Origin of the sequence: Pseudomonas morbosilactucae (genome assembly GCF_023241665.1) — a bacterium.
Taxonomy (GTDB): Bacteria; Pseudomonadota; Gammaproteobacteria; order Pseudomonadales; family Pseudomonadaceae; genus Aquipseudomonas; species Aquipseudomonas morbosilactucae.
This window is the reverse complement of the sequence record NZ_JALQCX010000042.1, coordinates 1-18850: the sequence shown is the minus strand read 5'-3', so window position 1 is coordinate 18850 and position 18850 is coordinate 1. Positions and strand designations below refer to the sequence as shown.

The window sequence follows — 18850 nt, the reverse complement described above, 5'->3', positions numbered from 1 at the left end:
CCCCAAAGAACAGAATATCGACCAGGGCGCTGCCGAAACGGCAGCAGGTAAAGGGCGCAGCCACTCACACCACAGGCTGGCTGGCGCCTCGTTGCGCACGCTCACGCAGGGTGATTTCCTCACCCAGCAAGTGCGCCAGCGCCGCTACCGCGCTGGGCAGGTCACGACCACTGCGGGCATATAACCCCAGGTCGCTGTAGATGCCGCCCCGGTCGCTCAAGGGGATGTGCACCAGTTCGCCACGGGCCAGGTCGGACTCCACACCGATCCGCGTCTGGAACGCCACCCCCATGTTGTGCCGGGCCATTTGCCGGGCCAGTTCCAGGGAGTTGCTTTGCAACGGGGGCTTGCCCACCAGGCTCGAACGCGGGTGCAGCGGCGCCAGCAGGTGATGGATCGACAACTCGCTCTTGGCCAGGATCAGGCCGTGCTCGGCACAGGTGGCGAAGCTGACACTGCCTCGCTGCGCCAACGGGTGGTCGGGGCTGACCAGGGCCCCCAGGCAGAAATGACCGACGCTGAGCTGGCGAATCTCCACTGCTCGCGGCAAGGCAAAAGCCAGCCCCAGGTCCGCCCGGCTGTTGGTCAACGACTCGGGAATCGACTGCGACCCCTGCACCGTGACGCCGATGGTCACGTGCGGGTAGAGATCGCGCATGCGCTTGAGCACCGATGGCAGAAGGTCCACCGTCGCGCCCTCCACGGCAGCGATCTCCACATGCCCGCTCTTGAGCCCCTGCAAGGCATCGAACTCCAGGCGCACCCGCTCCAGGTCCTGCAGCACCAGGCTGACATGGCGGCTGAAAATCTCCCCGGCCAGGGTCAAGCGCAAACCGCCGGGCAAGCGCTCGAACAGCGAGGAGCCGATTTCGTCTTCGATCTTAAGGATCTGCCGGTTCACTGCCGAAGAGGCGACGTTCAACCGCCGCGCCGCCTCACGAATGGAATGGCAGCGCTGAACCATATCGAAGTAATGAATGGCCGAAGAATGGATGCGTAATTTTCTGTTAGACATGCCGCACGCTCCTTGCACAGGGCGCACTGCAGGGTGGTGCGCCCTGAAGAGCAGCACCGGTGAGTGGTCAAGCGCCCGGAAGCGACAACTGTATACAATCCACCGCACCAAACCGCAAGCCAATGCATACAACCTACCGAACAGCCCAGCCGGCCTGGGTTTCAGGGGGCTGACGACCTGGGCGGGGCACGTTATCAGCCCCCTGAAAACACAATCCCCCGCGACAGCAAACGCCATGGCGGGGGATGTTCAAGGGGAGAACTGGCAGCAAACGCCGCCGGCGCGGCCTTACAGCTTGAGGGTAGGACGACCCGGCTTCTTGGTTTGCAGCAGGTGGGAGAACACCGCATGCAGGTCATCGGAAGCGCTTTCTTCGTCGAGGTTGAGCTTGCTGTCGATGTGATCCATGTGATGCATCATCAGGGTCACTGCCAGGTCGCCGTCACGGGCTTCGATGGCATCGATCAGCTGGGTGTGCTCGTCGTAGGAACAGTGGGAACGGTTGCCACTTTCATACTGGGCGATGATCAGCGAAGTCTGGGACACCAGGCTGCGCTGGAAACTGATCAAGGGTGCATTTTTCGCGGCTTCGGCCAGCTTCAAGTGGAACTCCCCGGACAAGCGAATCCCGGCGCCCCGATCGCCCCGGGAAAAGCTGTCGCGCTCCTCATTGACCATCTGCCGCAATTCGAGCAATTGCTCGGCTGTTGCGTGCTGGACGGCCAACTCGGTGATCGCCCGCTCCACCAGACGGCGGGCGAGAAAGACCTGGCGGGCTTCCTCGACACTCGGGCTGGCAACCACAGCGCCACGATTGGGGCGCAACAGCACCACGCCTTCATGGGCCAGGCGCGACAAGGCGCGACGAATGATGGTCCGACTGACTCCGAATATCTCCCCCAGCGCCTCTTCACTCAACTTGGTGCCGGGCGCCAGACGCTGCTCGAGGATGGCCTCAAAGATGTGCGCGTAGACAATATCGTCCTGGGTTCCGCTGCGACCGGCTTTGCCTGCTCGCGGTTGTTTCTTGAGAGGTTGCAACTGTTCGTTCATGGGCACTCGGGTCGGGAGGACTGCAGCGAATTCACGGAGACTTTAATACGCACGGGTAGGTCGCTGGCAAGTATCGCGTTAAAACAATGGCACATTGTACACAACCCCTGGGGATCATTCGCAATAAGTGTGCGTGGCCCGGCACTTATTTAACGACTGTACGGCTACATGGAGCCCTGGCTGTATTGCAATGCACAGCGCCATTTGAGTTTAGGCTTGCGCGGGAAAGACCGTGGCAGACCGCAGCGCCTTTTCCCGCCCCGCAACACCGGCCAGCCACACGCTGGCGCTTGATCAAGAACAAGGATCCGCTCAGATGTCCGACGCAACACCTTTGCCGTTACGCCCCCTGGCGGACACCTCACCGTCCGCCATCGTTGCCGGTTTCATTGCCATGATGACCGGCTACACCAGTTCGCTGGTGCTGATGTTCCAGGCCGGCCAGTCCGCCGGGCTGACCAACGGTCAGATTTCTTCGTGGATCTGGGCCATTTCGATCGGCATGGCCATCTGCAGCATCGGCCTGTCGCTGCGTTACCGCACCCCCATCACCATTGCCTGGTCGACCCCGGGCGCGGCGCTGTTGATCACCAGCCTCTCCGGCGTGAGTTACGGCGAAGCCATCGGCGCCTACATCACCTGCGCCGTGCTGGTGACGATTTGCGGGCTCACCGGAAGTTTCGAACGCCTGGTCAAGCGCATCCCGGCATCCCTGGCGGCGGCGTTGCTGGCGGGGATCCTGTTCAAGATCGGCAGTGAGATTTTCGTCGCCGCCCAACACCGCACTGGCCTGGTACTGGGGATGTTTTTCACCTACCTGCTGGTCAAGCGCCTGTCGCCCCGTTACGCGGTGCTGGCGGCGCTGCTGATCGGCACGGCGCTGTCGGGGTTGATGGGCCTGCTGGACTTCAGCGGCTTCCACCTGGAAGTGGCGACCCCGGTCTGGACCACGCCGCACTTCTCCCTGGCGGCGACCATCAGCATCGGCATTCCGCTGTTTGTGGTGGCCATGACCTCGCAGAACATGCCCGGGGTCGCCGTGCTGCGTGCCGACGGCTACAACGTGCCAGCATCGCCGTTGATCACCGCCACCGGCATCGCCTCGCTGCTGCTGGCGCCGTTCGGCTCCCACGGGATCAACTTGGCGGCCATCAGCGCCGCCATCTGCACCGGCCCCCACGCCCATGAAGACCGCAACAAGCGCTACACGGCGGCGGTCTGGTGCGGCATTTTCTACGGCATTGCCGGTGTCTTTGGCGCGACCCTGGCTGCGCTGTTCGCCGCCTTGCCCAAGGAACTGGTGCTGTCGATTGCCGCGCTGGCGCTGTTCGGCTCGATCATCAACGGCCTGAGCATTGCGATGAGCGAAGTGAAGGAACGCGAAGCGGCGCTGATCACCTTTATGGTCACGGCCTCGGGGCTGACGCTGTTTTCCATCGGCTCGGCGTTCTGGGGCATCGTCGCCGGCGTGGTCACCCTGATGATTCTAAATTGGCGCAACGCCTGACACCCCTAGGCGCCGGCTCGCCGGCGATTGGCGGATGGCGGATGGCGGATGGCGCCCACGGCAAAACCCCGGACAAGCCCGCGGCAGAAATAGCAAACAGGGAAAATTCGACATGTTGCTGCATTAGGGCAGCAACGCATAAGCGCCCGAACGGGCCGCTTATGCATGACATCACGCGACTGGGTTGATCGCGTTGTCCGGGTACCAAACGTCCAGCAGCGGGCTGACTTCAACGCTGGTCAGCTCGGTGCGGCCTTTGAGCCAGGCTTCAACAGCGGCACGTTGTGCTTCGCTGACGGAACCGCGCTTGCTCAGGCAAACCAGACCGAAGTCATCGCCGCCTACATAGCCCAGACCGTTGGCTTCCATCGCTTCTTTGAGGAACGCGTCGAGGAAAGCGTCAATAGCTTCTTCAGCCAGATCTTCTTTGAAATCCAGGTTCAGCTCAAAACCCAGCTCCTGAAATTCATCTACGCAGAGTTTTTTGCGCAGACGGCGGGAACGGTTAGTGGCCATGGAACAATCCTCATAAGTAATAACGGGCGGCACTTTAACAGTTTAGCCGGGCGATTGCCTGACTCTATGAGGACGCCCGCTAGCCATTGGCAAAAAAAATACCGGATTAGCCACGCCAGGCAAGGCACAAGCCGCTATACCTTGGGGCATAATGCCGACACTTTCTTGACCACTGAGGGATTTTATCTTTATGCCCTCGTCTTTTTTCCCCTCGACTGCAGGGTTTTAGTTCATATGATCAAATCTTTACGCCCTCTATTACTCGCCAGCTTTCTTCTGCCCCTGGCACTCCCGGTTTCTGCGAACCCCGTCAACACCACCCTGTCCCCCAAAGTCCAACAAGCCCTGAAGGCCAGCAAGCTGCAAGACAACGCCTTGTCGCTGGTCATGCTGCCGCTCAACGGCCCTGGCACCCCGACCATTTTCAACGCGGACGTGTCGGTCAACCCGGCCTCCACCATGAAGCTGGTGACCACTTACGCGGCCCTGGAAATGCTCGGCCCGACCTATCAATGGAAGACCGAGTTCTACACCGACGGCACCCTCAGCGGCGGCATCCTTAACGGCAACCTGTACCTCAAAGGTGGCGGCGACCCGAAGCTGAACATGGAGAAACTCTGGTTGCTGATGCGTGATCTGCGGGCCAACGGCGTGCGCCAAGTCACCGGCGATCTGGTGCTGGACCGCAACTACTTCCTGCAACCGCAACTGCCGGAGTTCAACGACGACGGCAACGACGAGAACAAGCCATTTCTGGTCAAGCCTGACTCGCTGATGGTCAACCTCAAGGCACTGCGCTTTGTGGCGCGCAATGATTCCGGGCGGGTGCTGGTTTCGGTGGAGCCGCCGATCGCCAAGATCCGTATCGACAACCAGGTCAAAGCCCTGCCCGGCAAGCAATGCTCCGGGGATGTGCGCTACAACCCGGTGCCGCAAGCCGATGGCAGCGTCAGCGTGACGGTCAGCGGTCAGTTGGGCGACGGTTGCAGCTCCCAGACCTACCTGTCCCTGCTCGACCACGCCACCTACACCGCCGGCGCCGTTCGCGCGATCTGGGACGAGCTGGGCGGTAGCATCCAGGGCCAGGATCGCCTGGCCACAGTGCCCAAAGACGCCAAAGTGCTGGCCCGGGCATTCTCCCCCGACCTCGCGGAAATCATCCGCGACATCAACAAATACAGTAACAACACCATGGCCCAGCAGCTGTTCCTGAGCCTGGGGGCCAAGTACCGCAACGAGGCCGATGGCGATGACGCCAAGGCGGCCCAGCGCGTGGTCCGCCAATGGCTGGCGAAGAAAGGCATCACCGCACCGCACCTGGTGATGGAGAACGGCTCCGGCCTGTCCCGTGCCGAGCGGGTCAGCGCGCGGGAAATGGCCGGCCTGCTGCAGGCGGCCTGGAGAAGCCCGTATTCCGCGGAGTTCATCAGCTCGATGCCGATTGCCGGCATGGACGGCACCATGCGTAAACGCCTGAAGCGCACCGCCATGTCCGGCGAAGCACACGTCAAGACCGGCACCCTGAACACCGTACGCGCCATCGCCGGCTATAGCCGCGACAGCAACGGCAACACCTGGGCCGTGGTGGCGATCCTCAATGACCCGAAACCGTTCGGCGCCTCTTCGGTGCTCGACCAGGTGCTACTGGACCTGTACCGCCAGCCACGCCTGGCCGCCACGGCTTCGGCGCTGTAATACGGGCGCGCAGGAGGCAGCGCCCGACGCTGCCTCCTGTGCCTAGCGCAACTCCGACTCGACCCGATCACGCCCGGCCAGCTTGGCCGCGTACACCCCCGAGTCCGCCCGCAACAACAGCCCGTCGGCACCCTCGCCCTCACGCCAACTGGCGATGCCGAAACTGGCCGTGACCACGCCCACGCCGTCGATCGGCGAGCTGCGCAGGCCCTGCCACAGCTCCTGCGCCAGGCTGAAGGCCTGCTGACCGTCGGTGTCAGGGCACAGCACCATGAACTCCTCACCGCCCAGGCGACAGAACACATCGGTGCGCCGCAGGCGATGGCTGATGCGTTCACACACGCCCTTGAGCACCTGATCGCCGACACCGTGGCCATGCTGATCATTGATGCGCTTGAAGTGGTCGATGTCGAGCATGATGATCGCCATCTCCCCACCCCCGCGCTCCAGGCGGGCCATCTCGGCTTGCAGGCGCTCCTGGAAATAGCGCCGGTTGTGAATCCCGGTCAGGGCGTCCGTCACCGACAAGGCCCGTAACTCTTCCTCCACCCGCTTGAGGTCGGAGATGTCCGAGATGTAGCCGTGCCAGAGCGCGCCGCCGCCCGGCAGGTGTTCCGGAGTCGCCGCGCCGCGCATCCAGCGCAGGCCACGCTGGGGCAAGAGCACCCGGTATTCCTCGCGCCAGGGGCTGAGCAGCTTGGCCGACAACTGGATCGAGGCGCGCACCCGTTGCAGGTCATCCGGGTGAATACGCTCGAATACCGCACTGGCATCGGTCTGCAGCAGTTCGGGTTCGATCTCATAGATCTCGCGGATGCCATCGCTGGCGTAGGTAAAGCTGGCATGCCCCTCGCTGTCGAGCTTGAACTGGTAGATACCGCCGGGAACGTGGGCCGTGAGCTTTTTCAGCAGTTGATCCCGGGCCGCCAGGGCTTCGTGCACCCGCTTGCGCTCGGTGATGTCGATGCAGATTGCCAGGTGCCCGACCCACAGCCCCTGATCGTCCAGCACCGGGGTCGCCAGCATGTTCACCGTCAGGTGGCTGCTGTCACGCCGTACCAGGGTCCACTCCAGGGTTTGATGGTTGCCCTCCTCGCCCTCGCTCACCAGCATCGCCTGGCACAGCGGAATCGACTTGCCCAGGCGTCGACTCAGCACTTGGGCCCGCACCTCCAGTTCCCTGGGCACGTGCAGGCTTTCCAGGGTCAGGCGGCCCAGCACTTCAGCGGCGCTGTAGCCCAGCATCTGCTCGGCGCCGGCATTGAAGGTGCTGATCACCCCGCGCAAGTCGGTGGCGATGATTGCCACCTGGGTGGCGGCATTCAACACACTGCGCAGTTGCCCATGGGTGCCGCGCAACTCCAGCTCCCTGAGACGCAGTTCCTCGGTGCGCTGCTCCACCAGTTTCAAGGCGCGCTGGCGCTGGCTGACCAGCACGTACAGCAAGGCGCTGAGTAACAGGCTGAGCAAACCGCCGAGCACCACCAGGCTGCTCAGGGATGAATGGTTGGCCTGCAGGAACGCCTGGCTGGGCTGCACATCGACCTGATAATCACGGTCCGCCAGGCGCAGCAGGCGGGTGGCCGCCAAGCTGCTGTCGACCGGCTGGTTGCTCGATTCATAGAGCACTTCATGCTGGCCATCGGTGGACAAGTCGAGAATGCGCACTGCGAGGTTGTCATTGAGCTGCTGGGACAAACCATCCGCCACCAACTGGCGCAAGCTGATCACCGCCAGGACATAGCCATAGGGCTCGTCAGGACGACCCTCGGCCGCCGGCGCGCTGACCGGCGCCACCAACAACACGCCCAAGGCATAGGCTGGGTCCACACCCACCAGGTGCAAGGGCTGGGATACCGCCTGAGCATTGAGGCGCCGAGCGCGCTCCAGGGTGGCACGGCGCAAGGGTTGGGCCAGCAGGTCATAACCCAAGGGCGAGCCAAGGGGGCTTTGGGTCTGGCTGTACAGGACGGGCACGTACTGATCGCGCTCATCGGCCAGTTCCAACTGGCCCGCAGCGTTCAACTGACGGATGGTGAAATCGGTAATGCCCTGCTCACGCACCGTCTGCTCAAGCAGCGGGCGTTGCTCACGGGTAATCAATGGGGCCCAGGAATAGGCTTGGGTTCGACGCAACAAGGCCTTGGTATAGCCGTCGAAATCCTGGCGGGTGACGAAATCGGAATTGGTAAAGAAACGCCGCAGGCTGTCCAGGCGTTGCTCCTGGTCCTGAAAACGTTCTTCGATACGGCTGTAGCGCTCATTGGCGAGCAATTGAAAACGCTGGCGCAATTGCTGGTGATACAGCTCGGAGGTCGACCAGGCCAATAGCCCGGTAAGCACGCCGCCGGCCAGCAATACCAGCACCGCGACCAACCAGGCCGAGACCTCTTCGCTAATGAAACCCAGTATTTTCGGGCGCATCACGTGCAGCGGCATAGGCAGAACTCACAACGCCAGAGAGTTTGGGCATCACTTTAGCTTTGTGTGAGTTATAGCTATTGGCCATTAATTTGACCAGCTCAAACAGGCCACGGAGCCTTGAAAAATCAAGGCTCCGTGGTTGCAGCCCCACTCAGCGCGGGGTGATTTTCCAGGCACGGTGGATCTTGCCATTGCGGGCAAAGTCCGGGTCGATGGTTTTTGCAGTGATCTCCTCAACGGCGTAACGGGCCTCGAGGTTTTCATCCAACTGGAACTTGCGGAAGTTGTTGGAGAAGTACAGCACGCCGCCCGGCGCCAGGCGCGCCATGGCCAGGTCGAGCAATTGCACATGGTCGCGCTGCACGTCGAACACACCTTCCATGCGCTTGGAGTTGGAGAAGGTCGGCGGGTCGATGAAGATCAGCTCGAACTCGTCGCGGCAGTTGTCCAGCCACGTCATCACATCGCCCTGCTCCAGGCGGTTCTTGTCAGAGAAGCCGTTCAGGGAGAAGTTTCGCCGCGCCCAGTCCAGGTAGGTTTTCGACAGGTCGACGCTGGTGGTGCTGCGCGCCCCGCCCTTGGCCGCGTGCACACTGGCGGTAGCGGTGTAGCAATAGAGGTTGAGGAAGCGCTTGCCGGCCGCCTCTTTCTGAATGCGCATGCGCATTGGCCGGTGGTCGAGGAACAACCCGGTGTCCAGGTAGTCAGTCAGGTTGACCAGCAGCTTGACCCCGCCTTCCGTGACCTCGGTGAACTTGCCCTGGGCACTCTGGCGCTCGTACTGCTTGGTGCCGCTCTGGCGCTCGCGGCGTTTGATCACCACGCGGCTCTTGTCGACGTTCAGGGCCTGGGGGATGGCAGCCAGGGCATCGAACAGACGGGCCTGGGCCTTCTCCGGGTCCACCGACTTGGGCGCAGCGTATTCCTGGACATGCACCCAATCGTGATACAGGTCGATGGCCAGGGAGTACTCAGGCATGTCGGCGTCGTAGACGCGGTAGCACTCGACACCTTCGCGCTTGGCCCACTTGCCCAGCAGCTTGAGGTTCTTCTGCAGGCGGTTGGCGAACATCTGGCCGCCCTCGCTCAGGCGCGCCTGCTCCACCACCGGTGCCGGCACCGACGCGGGTTTGATCGGGTTGCCGTTCTTGTTGTACTGGCGCTCTTGCGGGGCGGCCTGGATCTCAGCGTCGGCCTGGGCCTGCTCGCGCTCGATCTGCCGCTGTTCCGGGGTGCGACGCTCGCCGGTGACGAACTGATCGGGCAGCACTTTGATCAACAGCAGCTTGCAAGGCAAGGCGCCGTTCCAGAACGAATACTGTTTGTGGCTGCGGATGCCCATGCGCTTGCCCAGGTCCGGGGCGCCGGTGAACACCGCGGCTTCCCAGTTCAGGCAGGCCTGGCGCAGGCGCTCGCCGAGGTTCTGGTAGAGGTACAGCAGGCTGGCCTCGTCACCCAGACGCTCGCCGTACGGAGGGTTGCAGATGACCAGGCCTTTCTGGTTCTGGTCAGGGCGCGGCTCGAAGGTCGCCACTTCGCCCTGGTAGATCTTGATCCACTCGCTCAAGCCGGCACGTTCGACGTTGTTGCGGCCCGGCTGGATCAGCCGCGGGTCGGCCTCGTAACCACGAATCCACAGCGGTGGCTTGGCCAGTCCGGCCTGGGCCCGGGCCGAAGCCTCGTCGTGCAGCTTGCGCCACAAGGCCGGCACGTGGCCGAGCCAGGCGGTGAAGCCCCACTGTTCGCGCTTGAGGTTGGGGGCCATGTCGGCCGCGATCATCGCTGCTTCCACCAGGAAGGTGCCCACACCGCACATCGGGTCAGCCAGTGCGCCACCATCGGCCGCAATACGCGGCCAGCCGGCGCGAATCAGAATTGCCGCCGCCAGGTTTTCCTTCAACGGCGCCGCGCCTTGCTGCAGGCGGTAACCGCGCTGGTGCAGGCTGTGGCCGGAGAGGTCGAGGGACAGGATGGCTTCGCCACGGTCCAGGCGCAGGTGAATGCGCAGGTCCGGGTTGAGCTTGTCCACGGACGGGCGCTCGCCGGACGGCGTGCGCAGTTTGTCGACAATGGCGTCCTTGACCTTCAAGGCGCCGAAGTGGGTGTTATCGATGCCCGAGCCGTGGCCGCTGAACTCCACCGCCAGGCTGCCATCGGACAGCATGTGATCCTGCCATTCCACGTCCAGTACGCCGTGGTAGAGGTCCTCGGCATCCTTCATCGGGAAGCGTTTAAGCACCAGCAGCACGCGGTTGGCCAGGCGCGACCAGAGACACAGGCGATAAGCGGTCTCCATGTCGGCCATGCCGCGCACAGCGGAGGTGTGCTCGCGCGCTTCCTCAAGGCCAAGCCCGACGGCTTCCTCGATCAGCAGGCCTTCGAGGCCTTTGGGGCAAGTGAGGAAGAGTTCGTAACGATCCGACATGGGAATTCCAGGGCCTTTGGCAATAAATGAACGGGCAACGCATCGCCCGTTCGGTTTTCAATCAAGCGCTTTTCTGCAAGAGCGCTCGCGTGGCACGAAACTGTGCCGTCCCACCCCGGCCAACTCACGACCGCACGGGTCAAAAGAGCTTAGAGGCCGGGACAGATAAAAAAAGTCAGCGCAACAAATGGTCATAACTCGACCCTTCGTCGAATAGTACTCGAGTGCAGGCGGTCGCCATTCTCACTAAAGCATTAACCCTACCATCCCAGCGAGAGGCTGATGATAGCGGGGTTTGGGCAAAAAACACGGTGCCGGGGCACGCCATTCTTATGGCCTTACCACGCAAATCGTGACGTCCTTATGACAAAACGATCATTCACTTGCTGTGACCTATTGGTTAGAACTCACCTCAGGTTGACGCCGCAATGACGTCAACGATCAGGCTCGCGACGCCGGCAGCGAGCACCAACGGCAGAAGCAATCTGCCCGACCTCAGCGAAGGTCGACAGGACATAAGACAGTCAACAAGTGAGGGAAACACCCTATGAGAAGACTAAAGCGTGATCCGTTGGAAAGAGCATTTTTACGCGGATATCAGTATGGCGTTAACGGCAAGTCCCGTGAGCTTTGCCCATTTACTCTACCGTCGGTACGCCAAGCCTGGATTAACGGCTGGCGAGAAGGACGCGGCGACAACTGGGACGGTATGACAGGCACTGCGGGCATCCACAGACTCAACGAACTTCGTGCTGTCGGCTAATCAGGGCAACAATCCCGACACCTACCTCTGAAGCGTTACAACGATCAACCATGCGCGTCCTATCCGGGCGGCGGGCTTCGGCCCAGGGGCTCCTTCAAGGAGCCCTTTTTAATGCCTGCGATTCAAGCCGCCCTTCCGAGCCTCAGCGCATCGCCGCAATGGCGTCCACCGACTCGCGAATCAGCGCCGGGCCCTTGTAGATAAAACCCGAATACAGCTGCACCAGGCTGGCACCGGCGGCGATCTTCTCAGCCGCGTGCTTGCCTTCGGTGATGCCGCCCACGGCAATGATCGGCAAACGCCCGCCCAGCTCCGCCGCCAGGACCTTGACCGTGTGGGTGCTTTTGTCGCGCACCGGCGCGCCGGACAGGCCGCCCGCCTCGTCACCATGCTCCATGCCTTCGACGCCCACCCGGCTCAACGTGGTGTTGGTGGCAATGACCGCGTCCATGCCGGTTTCGATCAGGGCCTGGGCCACTTGAACGGTTTCTTCATCGGTCATGTCCGGGGCGATCTTGATCGCCAGGGGCACGTGTTTGCCATGTTGCAGGGCCAGGACCTTCTGCCGCTCGCTCAAGGCCGCCAGCAATTGCTTCAGCGACTCACCGAACTGCAGGCTGCGCAGGCCCGGGGTGTTGGGCGAGCTGACGTTGACCGTCACGTAACTGGCGTGGGCATAGACCTTGTCCAGGCAGATCAGGTAGTCGTCCACTGCACGCTCCACCGGCGTGTCGAAGTTCTTGCCGATGTTGATCCCCAGCACGCCCTTGTATTTGGCGGCGGCAACACGGGCCAGCAAGTGATCCACACCGAGGTTGTTGAAGCCCATGCGGTTGATGATGGCTTCAGCCTGGGGCAAGCGGAAAATCCGCGGCTTGGGGTTGCCCGGCTGCGGACGCGGGGTGATGGTGCCGATCTCGACAAAGCCGAAACCCAACTGGGCGAAACCGTCGATGGCCGCACCGTTCTTGTCCAGGCCGGCCGCCAAGCCCACCGGGTTGGGAAACTCCAGGCCCATGACCTTCACCGGCACCTGCGCCGGCGCCTTGCACAGCAAACCGTTAAGCCCCAGGCGCCCGCCCGCACCGATCAGGTCCAGGGACAGGTCGTGGGAAGTTTCCGGGGAGAGTTTGAACAACAGCTGGCGGGCCAGGGTATACATGGGCGGGATTGACTCGGTAGGCGGCGAAATGAGGCGGCGATTATAGCCGGGCCCGAGGGCTCCAGGCGAGGCGCCGGGTGAAATCAGCGTTGAATGGCATATGCCTTGCACCAACCTTGCTCATCAACACTCATGCCAACGACGGCATGAGTCTCTCGCTGTACGAAAGAGGACAATGGCGTCGTCACCGGCTTGGGATTACCCAATGCCCGGCTGCGGCGCTTTTTTTTGCAAGGTGCCTACCCCATGAATGAACTACCCGTCAGCCCACTGGCTTGGGTCAATGGCAGCGATGCCCCGGAAAAGACCGAGATCAATCTCGGTTTCATGGCCCTGAGCGACTGCGCCTCGGTGGTGGTCGCCGCAACTCAGGGGTTCGCCCAGCCTTACGGCCTGACCCTGAACCTCAAGCGCCAGGCCTCGTGGGCCACCCTGCGGGACAAACTGGTGAGCGGTGAACTGGACGCCGCACACAGCCTGTACGGCCTGATCTACGCGGTGCACCTGGGCATCGGCGGGGTCAACCCCTGCGACATGGCCGTGCTGATGGGGCTGAATCAGAACGGCCAAAGCATCAACCTGTCCCGGGAGCTGCAGGGCCGGAACGTGACCAGTCCTGAAGCACTGGATCGCCATGTGCGCCAAAGCAGGGCAAAGCTGACGTTCGCCCAGACCTTCCCCACCGGCACCCACGCCATGTGGCTGTATTACTGGCTCGCCGCCCAGGGCATTCACCCGCTGCAGGATGTCGACAGCGTGGTGGTGCCGCCGCCGCAAATGGTCGCCCACCTGCAAGCGGGACGCATCGACGGCTTTTGCGTGGGCGAGCCCTGGAGCGCCAGCGCGGTGAACCAGGAGCTGGGCTTTACTTTGGCCACCAGCCAGGCCATCTGGCCCGATCACCCGGAAAAGGTCCTGGGCTGCACCCGCGCCTTTGTCGAGCAATACCCCAACACCGCCCGAGCCTTGGTGATGGCGATTCTGGAGGCCAGTCGGTTTATCGAAGAAAACCAGGAAAACCGCCGGAGCACCGCCCAGTTGCTGAGTGCCAGCCAATACCTGGATGCACCGCTGGAGAGCATTGAGCCACGACTGCTCGGGCACTACCTCGACGGCCTCGGCAACCAGTGGCAAGACCCTCACGCCCTGCGCTTTCATAACGACGGCGCGGTGAACCTGCCGTACCTGTCCGACGGGATGTGGTTCATGACCCAGTTCCGGCGCTGGGGTCTGTTGCGCGAGGACCCGGATTACCTGGCCGTGGCCCGGCAGGTGCAGCAATTACCACTGTATCGGGAAGCCGCCACGGCGGTAGGCGTCGCCTCGGGCAGCCAAGACCTGCGCAGCAGCCAATTGATCGACGGCAAGGTCTGGGACGGCAGCGACCCCGCCGCCTATGCCCGCAGCTTCAAGCTCCACGCTTTAAACGACAGCACCCCGCTGCTCGCCAGCCGCTGACAGGAGCCTGTGACCATGTTGCGTATCCTGCTGATCAACGACACCGCGAAGAAAGTCGGCCGTCTCAAGGCCGCCTTGGTGGAAGCCGGTTTTGAAGTGATCGACGAGTCAGGCCTGACCATCGACCTGCCGGCGCGAGTCGAAACGGTGCGTCCGGACGTGATCCTGATCGATACCGAGTCACCCAGCCGCGATGTGCTGGAACAAGTGGTGCTGGTCAGCCGCGACCAACCGCACCCAATCGTGATGTTCACCGACGAGCACGACCCCGGCGTCATGCGCCAAGCCATCAAGTCCGGGGTCAGCGCTTATATAGTCGAAGGCATCCAGGCCGACCGCCTGCAACCCATTCTCGACGTGGCCATGGCCCGCTTCGAAAGCGACCAGGCCCTGCGCGCCCAGCTGCAGGCCCGCGACCAGCAACTGGCCGAGCGCAAGCGCATCGAGCTGGCCAAGGGGCTGCTGATGAAAATGAAAGACTGCAACGAAGAACAGGCCTACACCCTGATGCGTCGCCAGGCCATGAGCCGGCAGCAGAAGCTGATCCAGGTGGCGGAGCAGATCATTGCCATGAGCGAGCTGCTCGGCTAACCAACGCTGTTGGCTCAGCTCTTGCTAAGTAAACCTCACAGGTAACCAACGGCGGTTGCCCCACCTACGACAAAGACGTCGCACACCCTTCTCGCCCAGGCGAATCGGGTTGCGGCGTTTTTTTTGTTTTGGCCCCAGAGAACGGGGCCGGTGGTGCGGCCGCCAAGGCGCTCCACCTGAAAGCTCATGACTCCCTACGAGACTTTTATCAGCTGAGGTGCGCGATGAATTCAAGCTTCTGGAAATCCGGCCATACCCCGACCCTGTTCGCGGCCTTTCTGTACTTCGACCTGAGCTTCATGGTCTGGTACCTGCTCGGCCCGCTGGCCGTACAAATTGCCACCGACCTGCAACTGACCACCCAGCAACGCGGGCTGATGGTGGCCACGCCGATCCTCGCCGGCGCCATCCTGCGCTTCGCCATGGGCCTGCTGGCCGATCGTCTGTCGCCGAAGACCGCCGGCCTGATCGGCCAGGTGATTGTCATCTGCGCCCTGTTCGGCGCCTGGAAACTGGGGATCCACAGCTACGAGCAAGCGTTGCTGCTGGGGGTATTCCTCGGCATGGCCGGTGCCTCCTTCGCCGTGGCCCTGCCCCTGGCGTCGCAATGGTACCCGCCACAGCACCAGGGCAAGGCCATGGGCATCGCCGGCGCCGGTAACTCGGGCACCGTGCTGGCCGCGCTGATCGCCCCGGTGCTGGCGGCCGCCTTCGGCTGGAGCAACGTGTTCGGTTTCGCCCTGATCCCGCTGATCCTGACCCTGATCGTGTTTGCCTGGCTGGCCAAGAATGCCCCGGAACGCCCCAAGGCCAAATCCATGGCTGATTACTTCAAGGCCCTGGGCGACCGCGACAGCTGGTGGTTCATGTTCTTCTACTGCGTGACCTTCGGCGGCTTTATCGGCCTGGCCAGCGCCCTGCCCGGCTACTTTAACGACCAATACGGCCTGAGCCCGGTGACCGCCGGCTATTACACCGCTGCCTGTGTCTTTGGTGGCAGCCTGATGCGCCCGCTGGGCGGCGCCCTGGCGGATCGTTTCGGTGGCATCCGCACCTTGCTGGCGATGTACAGCGTGGCCGTGATCTGCATTGCCGCAGTGGGTTTCAACCTGCCGAGTTCCTACGCGGCCCTGGCCTTGTTCGTCTGCACCATGCTCGGCCTGGGTGCCGGCAACGGTGCGGTGTTCCAACTGGTACCGCAGCGCTTCCGCCGGGAAATCGGGGTAATGACCGGGCTGATCGGCATGGCTGGCGGCATCGGTGGCTTCGCCCTGGCAGCGGGCATGGGTGCGATCAAACAAAGCACCGGCAGCTACCAAGTGGCGCTGTGGCTGTTCGCCGCCCTGGGCATCCTGGCCTGGTTCGGCCTGCACGGGGTGAAACGTCGCTGGAGAACCACTTGGGGCTCGGCCGCCGTCACCGCAGCGCGGGTCTGAACCTTCGATGAGCCTGCAACTGCGTCATGCCCAGGCCAGTGCCATTGGCCCCCGTACGGAAAACCAGGACGCCCTGCGCCTGGTGACCCCCGAGCCGGGGCTGGCGGCCAGCAAAGGGCTGCTGTTTGCCATCGCCGATGGCGTCAGCCAATGCGCCGATGGCGGCCTGGCCGCCCGTTCGACCTTGCAAGCCCTGGCCCTGGATTACTACGCCACCCCGGAAACCTGGGGCGTGGCCCAAGCCTTGGAACGCCTGCTGCTCGCGCAGAATCGCTGGCTCCAGGCCAATGGCGGCGGCCAGCCTCTGCTGACCACCGTCAGCGCCCTGATCCTGCGTGGCCGGCGCTTTACCCTGGCCCACGTAGGCGACTGTCGGGTTTACCGCTGGCATGCCGACCAGTTGCAACGGATCAGCGTGGACCACGTCTGGGAGCAACAGGGCATGCAGCATGTGCTCAAGCGCGCCCTGGGCCTGGATCAGCATCTGGTGGTGGACTTCCTCGACGGCGAACTGCGCCAGGATGAGAGCTTCCTGATGCTCAGCGACGGTGTCTGGGCCACCCTGGGCGACACCGCCATCGCCGCCATTCTGCGGGACCAGCCCGACCTCGACAGCGCAGTGCAGACCCTGGTCAACGCCGCCCACCTGGCCGGCAGCCAGGACAATGCCAGCGCGCTGCTGATACAGGTCGACGCCCTCGGCGAGGGCACCATCGGCGACGCCCTGATCCACCTGCAACAATGGCCATTGCCACCCGCGCTGAAACCGGGCCAGGACTTTGAGGGCTGGCAGGTCGAAAGCCTGCTGGGCCAGAGCCAGCAATCGCTGCTGTACCGGGTACGTGATGCCCAGCAACAGCCCTGGCTGCTGAAGACCCTGCCCGAACACCTGCACGACGACCCACACGCCGGGCAAAGCCTGCTGTCAGAAGAGTGGTTTTTACGGCGGGTCGCAGGGCGCCATTTTCCCGAGGTGCATTCGGCCCTCACGCGCCAGCACCTGTACTACGTGATGCGCGAATACCCGGGCACCACCCTGGCCGATATTTTCAAGCAAAGCGGGCCACTGCCCTTGCCGCAATGGCAGAACGTGGCCGAGCGCCTGCTGCGCGCAGTGGGCCTGCTGCACCGACGGCAAATCCTCCACCGCGACATCAAGCCGGACAACCTGCTGCTGGGCGACGACGGTGAATTGCGCCTGCTGGATTTCGGCCTCGCCTACTGCCCGGGGCTGTCGGAAGACCAGGCCCATCTGCTGCCCGGCACTCCCAGTTACATTGCACCCGAAGCCTTTAACGGCGAGGCGCCAACCGCACAGCAAGACCTCTTCAGCGTGGGCGTGACCCTGTATTACCTGCTGACCGGGCATTACCCTTTTGGCGAGATCGAAGCCTTCCAACGCCCGCGCTTTGCCCAACCCATCAGCCCTAGCCGCTATCGGCCGGACCTGCCGGACTGGCTGGAACGCAGCCTGGAGCGGGCCGTCAACGCCGACCCAGGGCAGCGCTTTGAAACGTCGGAAGAGTGGTTGCTGGTACTGGAGAAAGGCGAGCGCCACAGCCTCAGCGTGCGCCCCCGGCCGCTGCTGGAACGGGAACCGCTGAAAGTCTGGCGCACCCTGGCCCTGGGCTCGCTGCTGATCAACCTGCTGTTGCTGTACGCGCTGCTGCATCAAGGCTAACGGCAACTCGGAGCCTCGCTCGATAACCAGGCAGCGCGCGTCAAAACGGTGCAAAACCGTTCCTTTAACCTGAGTAAAACCTGGCCAATACACAGAAAAACCCTGCCCTGTGCAGGTTGGCACAAGCGCTGCATCTGCATTACCAACACACATAAAGCCCGGCCTTCAACGACGAAGGACGGGCGTTCCCGAACACGGGACCGGACAAAGGCGTCCTCGCTAGATTACTGGCGGGACGCCTTTTTTGTTTGTGCGCCAACAGCACCCGGCCCGGAATACACCGTCGAGAGGACCTGAACATGAGTGCAAAAGTCTGGTTGGTGGGCGCAGGCCCGGGTGACCCCGAACTGCTGACCCTCAAAGCGGTACGCGCCCTGAACGAAGCCGACGTGGTGCTGGTAGACGACCTGGTGAACACCGAGGTGCTGAGCCATTGCCAGGGCGCGCGGATCATTCCTGTGGGCAAGCGCGGAGGCTGCCGTTCCACGCCCCAGGCGTTCATCCATCGCCTGATGCTGCGTTATGCCCGCCAGGGTAAGTCGGTGGTGCGTCTCAAGGGCGGCGACCCGTGCATCTTCGGCCGCGGCGGTGAAGAGGCCCAGTGGCTGAAAGCCCAAGGCATCGAGGTAGAACTGGTCAACGGCATCACTGCCGGGTTGGCGGGCGCCACCCGCTGCGATATTCCCCTGACCCTGCGCGGGGTCGCTCGCGGGGTGACCCTGGTCACCGCCCACACCCAGGACGACAGCAGCCTGAATTGGCAAGCACTGGCGCAAAGCGGCACGACGCTGGTGATCTACATGGGGGTGGCGAAACTCGCGGAGATTCGTCAGGAACTGCTTAAAGGCGGCCTGGCGGCCGATACCCCGGTGGCGATGATCGAGAACGCCTCGTTGCCCCACCAGCGGGAATGCCGCAGCGACCTGACAGCCATGGAGCAGGATGCGCTGCACTTCCAACTCAAGAGCCCGGCCATCCTGGTGATCGGTGCCGTAGCGGCCGAGACCGCGAGCCAGGCACTGCCGCTGACCGAGGCGATGCAGTCCGCCTGAGCCGCCCAGCGTCGCACCCGCAGCACCCTGGAGACCAAATTCCAGGCAAAGAAAAACCCGGCCTAGGCCGGG

Annotated in this window: 14 protein-coding genes; 8 read left to right on the top strand and 6 right to left on the bottom strand. The window is 63.0% G+C overall.

The annotated features are described in order from the left end of the window. Nucleotides 1-64: 64 nt before the first annotated feature. Both M1B35_RS22150 and M1B35_RS22145 read right to left on the bottom strand, forming a co-directional pair. Nucleotides 65-1015, bottom strand: a complete 951-nt coding sequence (locus M1B35_RS22150; RefSeq protein ID WP_268263070.1) for a LysR family transcriptional regulator — start codon at nt 1013-1015, stop codon at nt 65-67. A gap of 288 nt (nt 1016-1303) precedes the next feature. Next, nucleotides 1304-2068 carry a GntR family transcriptional regulator gene (locus M1B35_RS22145; RefSeq protein ID WP_123330564.1) on the bottom strand — a complete coding sequence of 255 codons (765 nt, stop codon included), beginning with the start codon at nt 2066-2068 and terminating at the stop codon, nt 1304-1306. 316 nt (nt 2069-2384) lie between these two features. Here M1B35_RS22145 and M1B35_RS22140 point away from each other — a divergent pair, with 316 nt between their 5' ends. Then, a complete protein-coding gene (locus tag M1B35_RS22140; protein ID WP_268263069.1) occupies nt 2385-3575 on the top strand; it encodes a benzoate/H(+) symporter BenE family transporter in 1191 nt (396 codons plus the stop codon). 171 nt (nt 3576-3746) lie between these two features. On the opposite strand, the gene M1B35_RS22135 is transcribed toward M1B35_RS22140, so the two are convergent. Continuing rightward, entirely contained in the window at nt 3747-4091 is a 345-nt protein-coding gene (locus tag M1B35_RS22135; RefSeq protein WP_102863834.1) for a YggL family protein, read from the bottom strand. Between the two features lie 234 nt (nt 4092-4325). Here M1B35_RS22135 and dacB point away from each other — a divergent pair, with 234 nt between their 5' ends. Then, complete coding sequence (dacB, locus tag M1B35_RS22130; protein ID WP_123330560.1) at nt 4326-5786, top strand: D-alanyl-D-alanine carboxypeptidase/D-alanyl-D-alanine endopeptidase; 1461 nt, start codon at nt 4326-4328, stop codon at nt 5784-5786. Nucleotides 5787-5828: 42 nt separating this feature from the next. Here dacB and M1B35_RS22125 read toward each other — a convergent pair whose 3' ends face one another. Together M1B35_RS22125 and rlmKL are read right to left on the bottom strand one after the other, a co-directional pair. Beyond that, nucleotides 5829-8225, bottom strand: a complete 2397-nt coding sequence (locus M1B35_RS22125; protein ID WP_268263068.1) for a sensor domain-containing diguanylate cyclase — start codon at nt 8223-8225, stop codon at nt 5829-5831. A gap of 136 nt (nt 8226-8361) precedes the next feature. Further along, nucleotides 8362-10635 (bottom strand): bifunctional 23S rRNA (guanine(2069)-N(7))-methyltransferase RlmK/23S rRNA (guanine(2445)-N(2))-methyltransferase RlmL, encoded by a 2274-nt coding sequence (rlmKL, locus tag M1B35_RS22120; protein WP_268263067.1) that lies wholly within the window; start codon nt 10633-10635, stop codon nt 8362-8364. Nucleotides 10636-11182: 547 nt separating this feature from the next. Here rlmKL and rmf point away from each other — a divergent pair. Next, the gene (rmf, locus tag M1B35_RS22115; protein WP_016965693.1) at nt 11183-11398 is read left to right on the top strand and encodes a ribosome modulation factor; all 216 of its coding nucleotides are present in this window, start codon (nt 11183-11185) and stop codon (nt 11396-11398) included. A 142-nt stretch (nt 11399-11540) separates the two neighbouring features. On the opposite strand, the gene M1B35_RS22110 is transcribed toward rmf, so the two are convergent. Further along, nucleotides 11541-12560, bottom strand: a complete 1020-nt coding sequence (locus M1B35_RS22110; protein ID WP_268263066.1) for a quinone-dependent dihydroorotate dehydrogenase — start codon at nt 12558-12560, stop codon at nt 11541-11543. 246 nt (nt 12561-12806) lie between these two features. Here M1B35_RS22110 and M1B35_RS22105 point away from each other — a divergent pair, with 246 nt between their 5' ends. The 5 genes from M1B35_RS22105 (at nt 12807) to cobA (ending at nt 18778) form a co-directional block, all read left to right on the top strand. Beyond that, complete coding sequence (locus M1B35_RS22105; protein ID WP_123330551.1) at nt 12807-14018, top strand: CmpA/NrtA family ABC transporter substrate-binding protein; 1212 nt, start codon at nt 12807-12809, stop codon at nt 14016-14018. A gap of 15 nt (nt 14019-14033) precedes the next feature. Continuing rightward, nucleotides 14034-14609 carry an ANTAR domain-containing response regulator gene (locus tag M1B35_RS22100; RefSeq protein ID WP_123330549.1) on the top strand — a complete coding sequence of 192 codons (576 nt, stop codon included), beginning with the start codon at nt 14034-14036 and terminating at the stop codon, nt 14607-14609. 224 nt (nt 14610-14833) lie between these two features. Continuing rightward, nucleotides 14834-16045 carry a nitrate/nitrite transporter gene (locus M1B35_RS22095; RefSeq protein WP_123330547.1) on the top strand — a complete coding sequence of 404 codons (1212 nt, stop codon included), beginning with the start codon at nt 14834-14836 and terminating at the stop codon, nt 16043-16045. A 7-nt stretch (nt 16046-16052) separates the two neighbouring features. Beyond that, nucleotides 16053-17726: a bifunctional protein-serine/threonine kinase/phosphatase gene (locus M1B35_RS22090; protein ID WP_268263065.1), complete on the top strand. Its 1674-nt coding sequence runs from the start codon at nt 16053-16055 to the stop codon at nt 17724-17726. A gap of 299 nt (nt 17727-18025) precedes the next feature. Next, nucleotides 18026-18778 (top strand): uroporphyrinogen-III C-methyltransferase, encoded by a 753-nt coding sequence (cobA, locus tag M1B35_RS22085; RefSeq protein WP_268263064.1) that lies wholly within the window; start codon nt 18026-18028, stop codon nt 18776-18778. The last annotated feature ends 72 nt before the right edge of the window (nt 18779-18850 follow it).

Excerpts from the sequence above, each read along its gene's own strand:
- M1B35_RS22090 (WP_268263065.1), top strand. The coding sequence starts at position 16,053 with ATGAGCCTGCAACTGCGTCATGCCCAGGCCAGTGCCATTGGCCCCCGT.
- rmf (WP_016965693.1), top strand. The coding sequence starts at position 11,183 with ATGAGAAGACTAAAGCGTGATCCGTTGGAAAGAGCATTTTTACGCGGA.
- M1B35_RS22110 (WP_268263066.1), bottom strand. The coding sequence starts at position 12,560 with ATGTATACCCTGGCCCGCCAGCTGTTGTTCAAACTCTCCCCGGAAACT.
- M1B35_RS22135 (WP_102863834.1), bottom strand. The coding sequence starts at position 4,091 with ATGGCCACTAACCGTTCCCGCCGTCTGCGCAAAAAACTCTGCGTAGAT.
- M1B35_RS22100 (WP_123330549.1), top strand. The coding sequence starts at position 14,034 with ATGTTGCGTATCCTGCTGATCAACGACACCGCGAAGAAAGTCGGCCGT.
- M1B35_RS22105 (WP_123330551.1), top strand. The coding sequence starts at position 12,807 with ATGAATGAACTACCCGTCAGCCCACTGGCTTGGGTCAATGGCAGCGAT.
- M1B35_RS22150 (WP_268263070.1), bottom strand. The coding sequence starts at position 1,015 with ATGTCTAACAGAAAATTACGCATCCATTCTTCGGCCATTCATTACTTC.
- M1B35_RS22095 (WP_123330547.1), top strand. The coding sequence starts at position 14,834 with ATGAATTCAAGCTTCTGGAAATCCGGCCATACCCCGACCCTGTTCGCG.
- M1B35_RS22125 (WP_268263068.1), bottom strand. The coding sequence starts at position 8,225 with ATGCCGCTGCACGTGATGCGCCCGAAAATACTGGGTTTCATTAGCGAA.
- cobA (WP_268263064.1), top strand. The coding sequence starts at position 18,026 with ATGAGTGCAAAAGTCTGGTTGGTGGGCGCAGGCCCGGGTGACCCCGAA.
- M1B35_RS22140 (WP_268263069.1), top strand. The coding sequence starts at position 2,385 with ATGTCCGACGCAACACCTTTGCCGTTACGCCCCCTGGCGGACACCTCA.
- dacB (WP_123330560.1), top strand. The coding sequence starts at position 4,326 with ATGATCAAATCTTTACGCCCTCTATTACTCGCCAGCTTTCTTCTGCCC.
- M1B35_RS22145 (WP_123330564.1), bottom strand. The coding sequence starts at position 2,068 with ATGAACGAACAGTTGCAACCTCTCAAGAAACAACCGCGAGCAGGCAAA.
- rlmKL (WP_268263067.1), bottom strand. The coding sequence starts at position 10,635 with ATGTCGGATCGTTACGAACTCTTCCTCACTTGCCCCAAAGGCCTCGAA.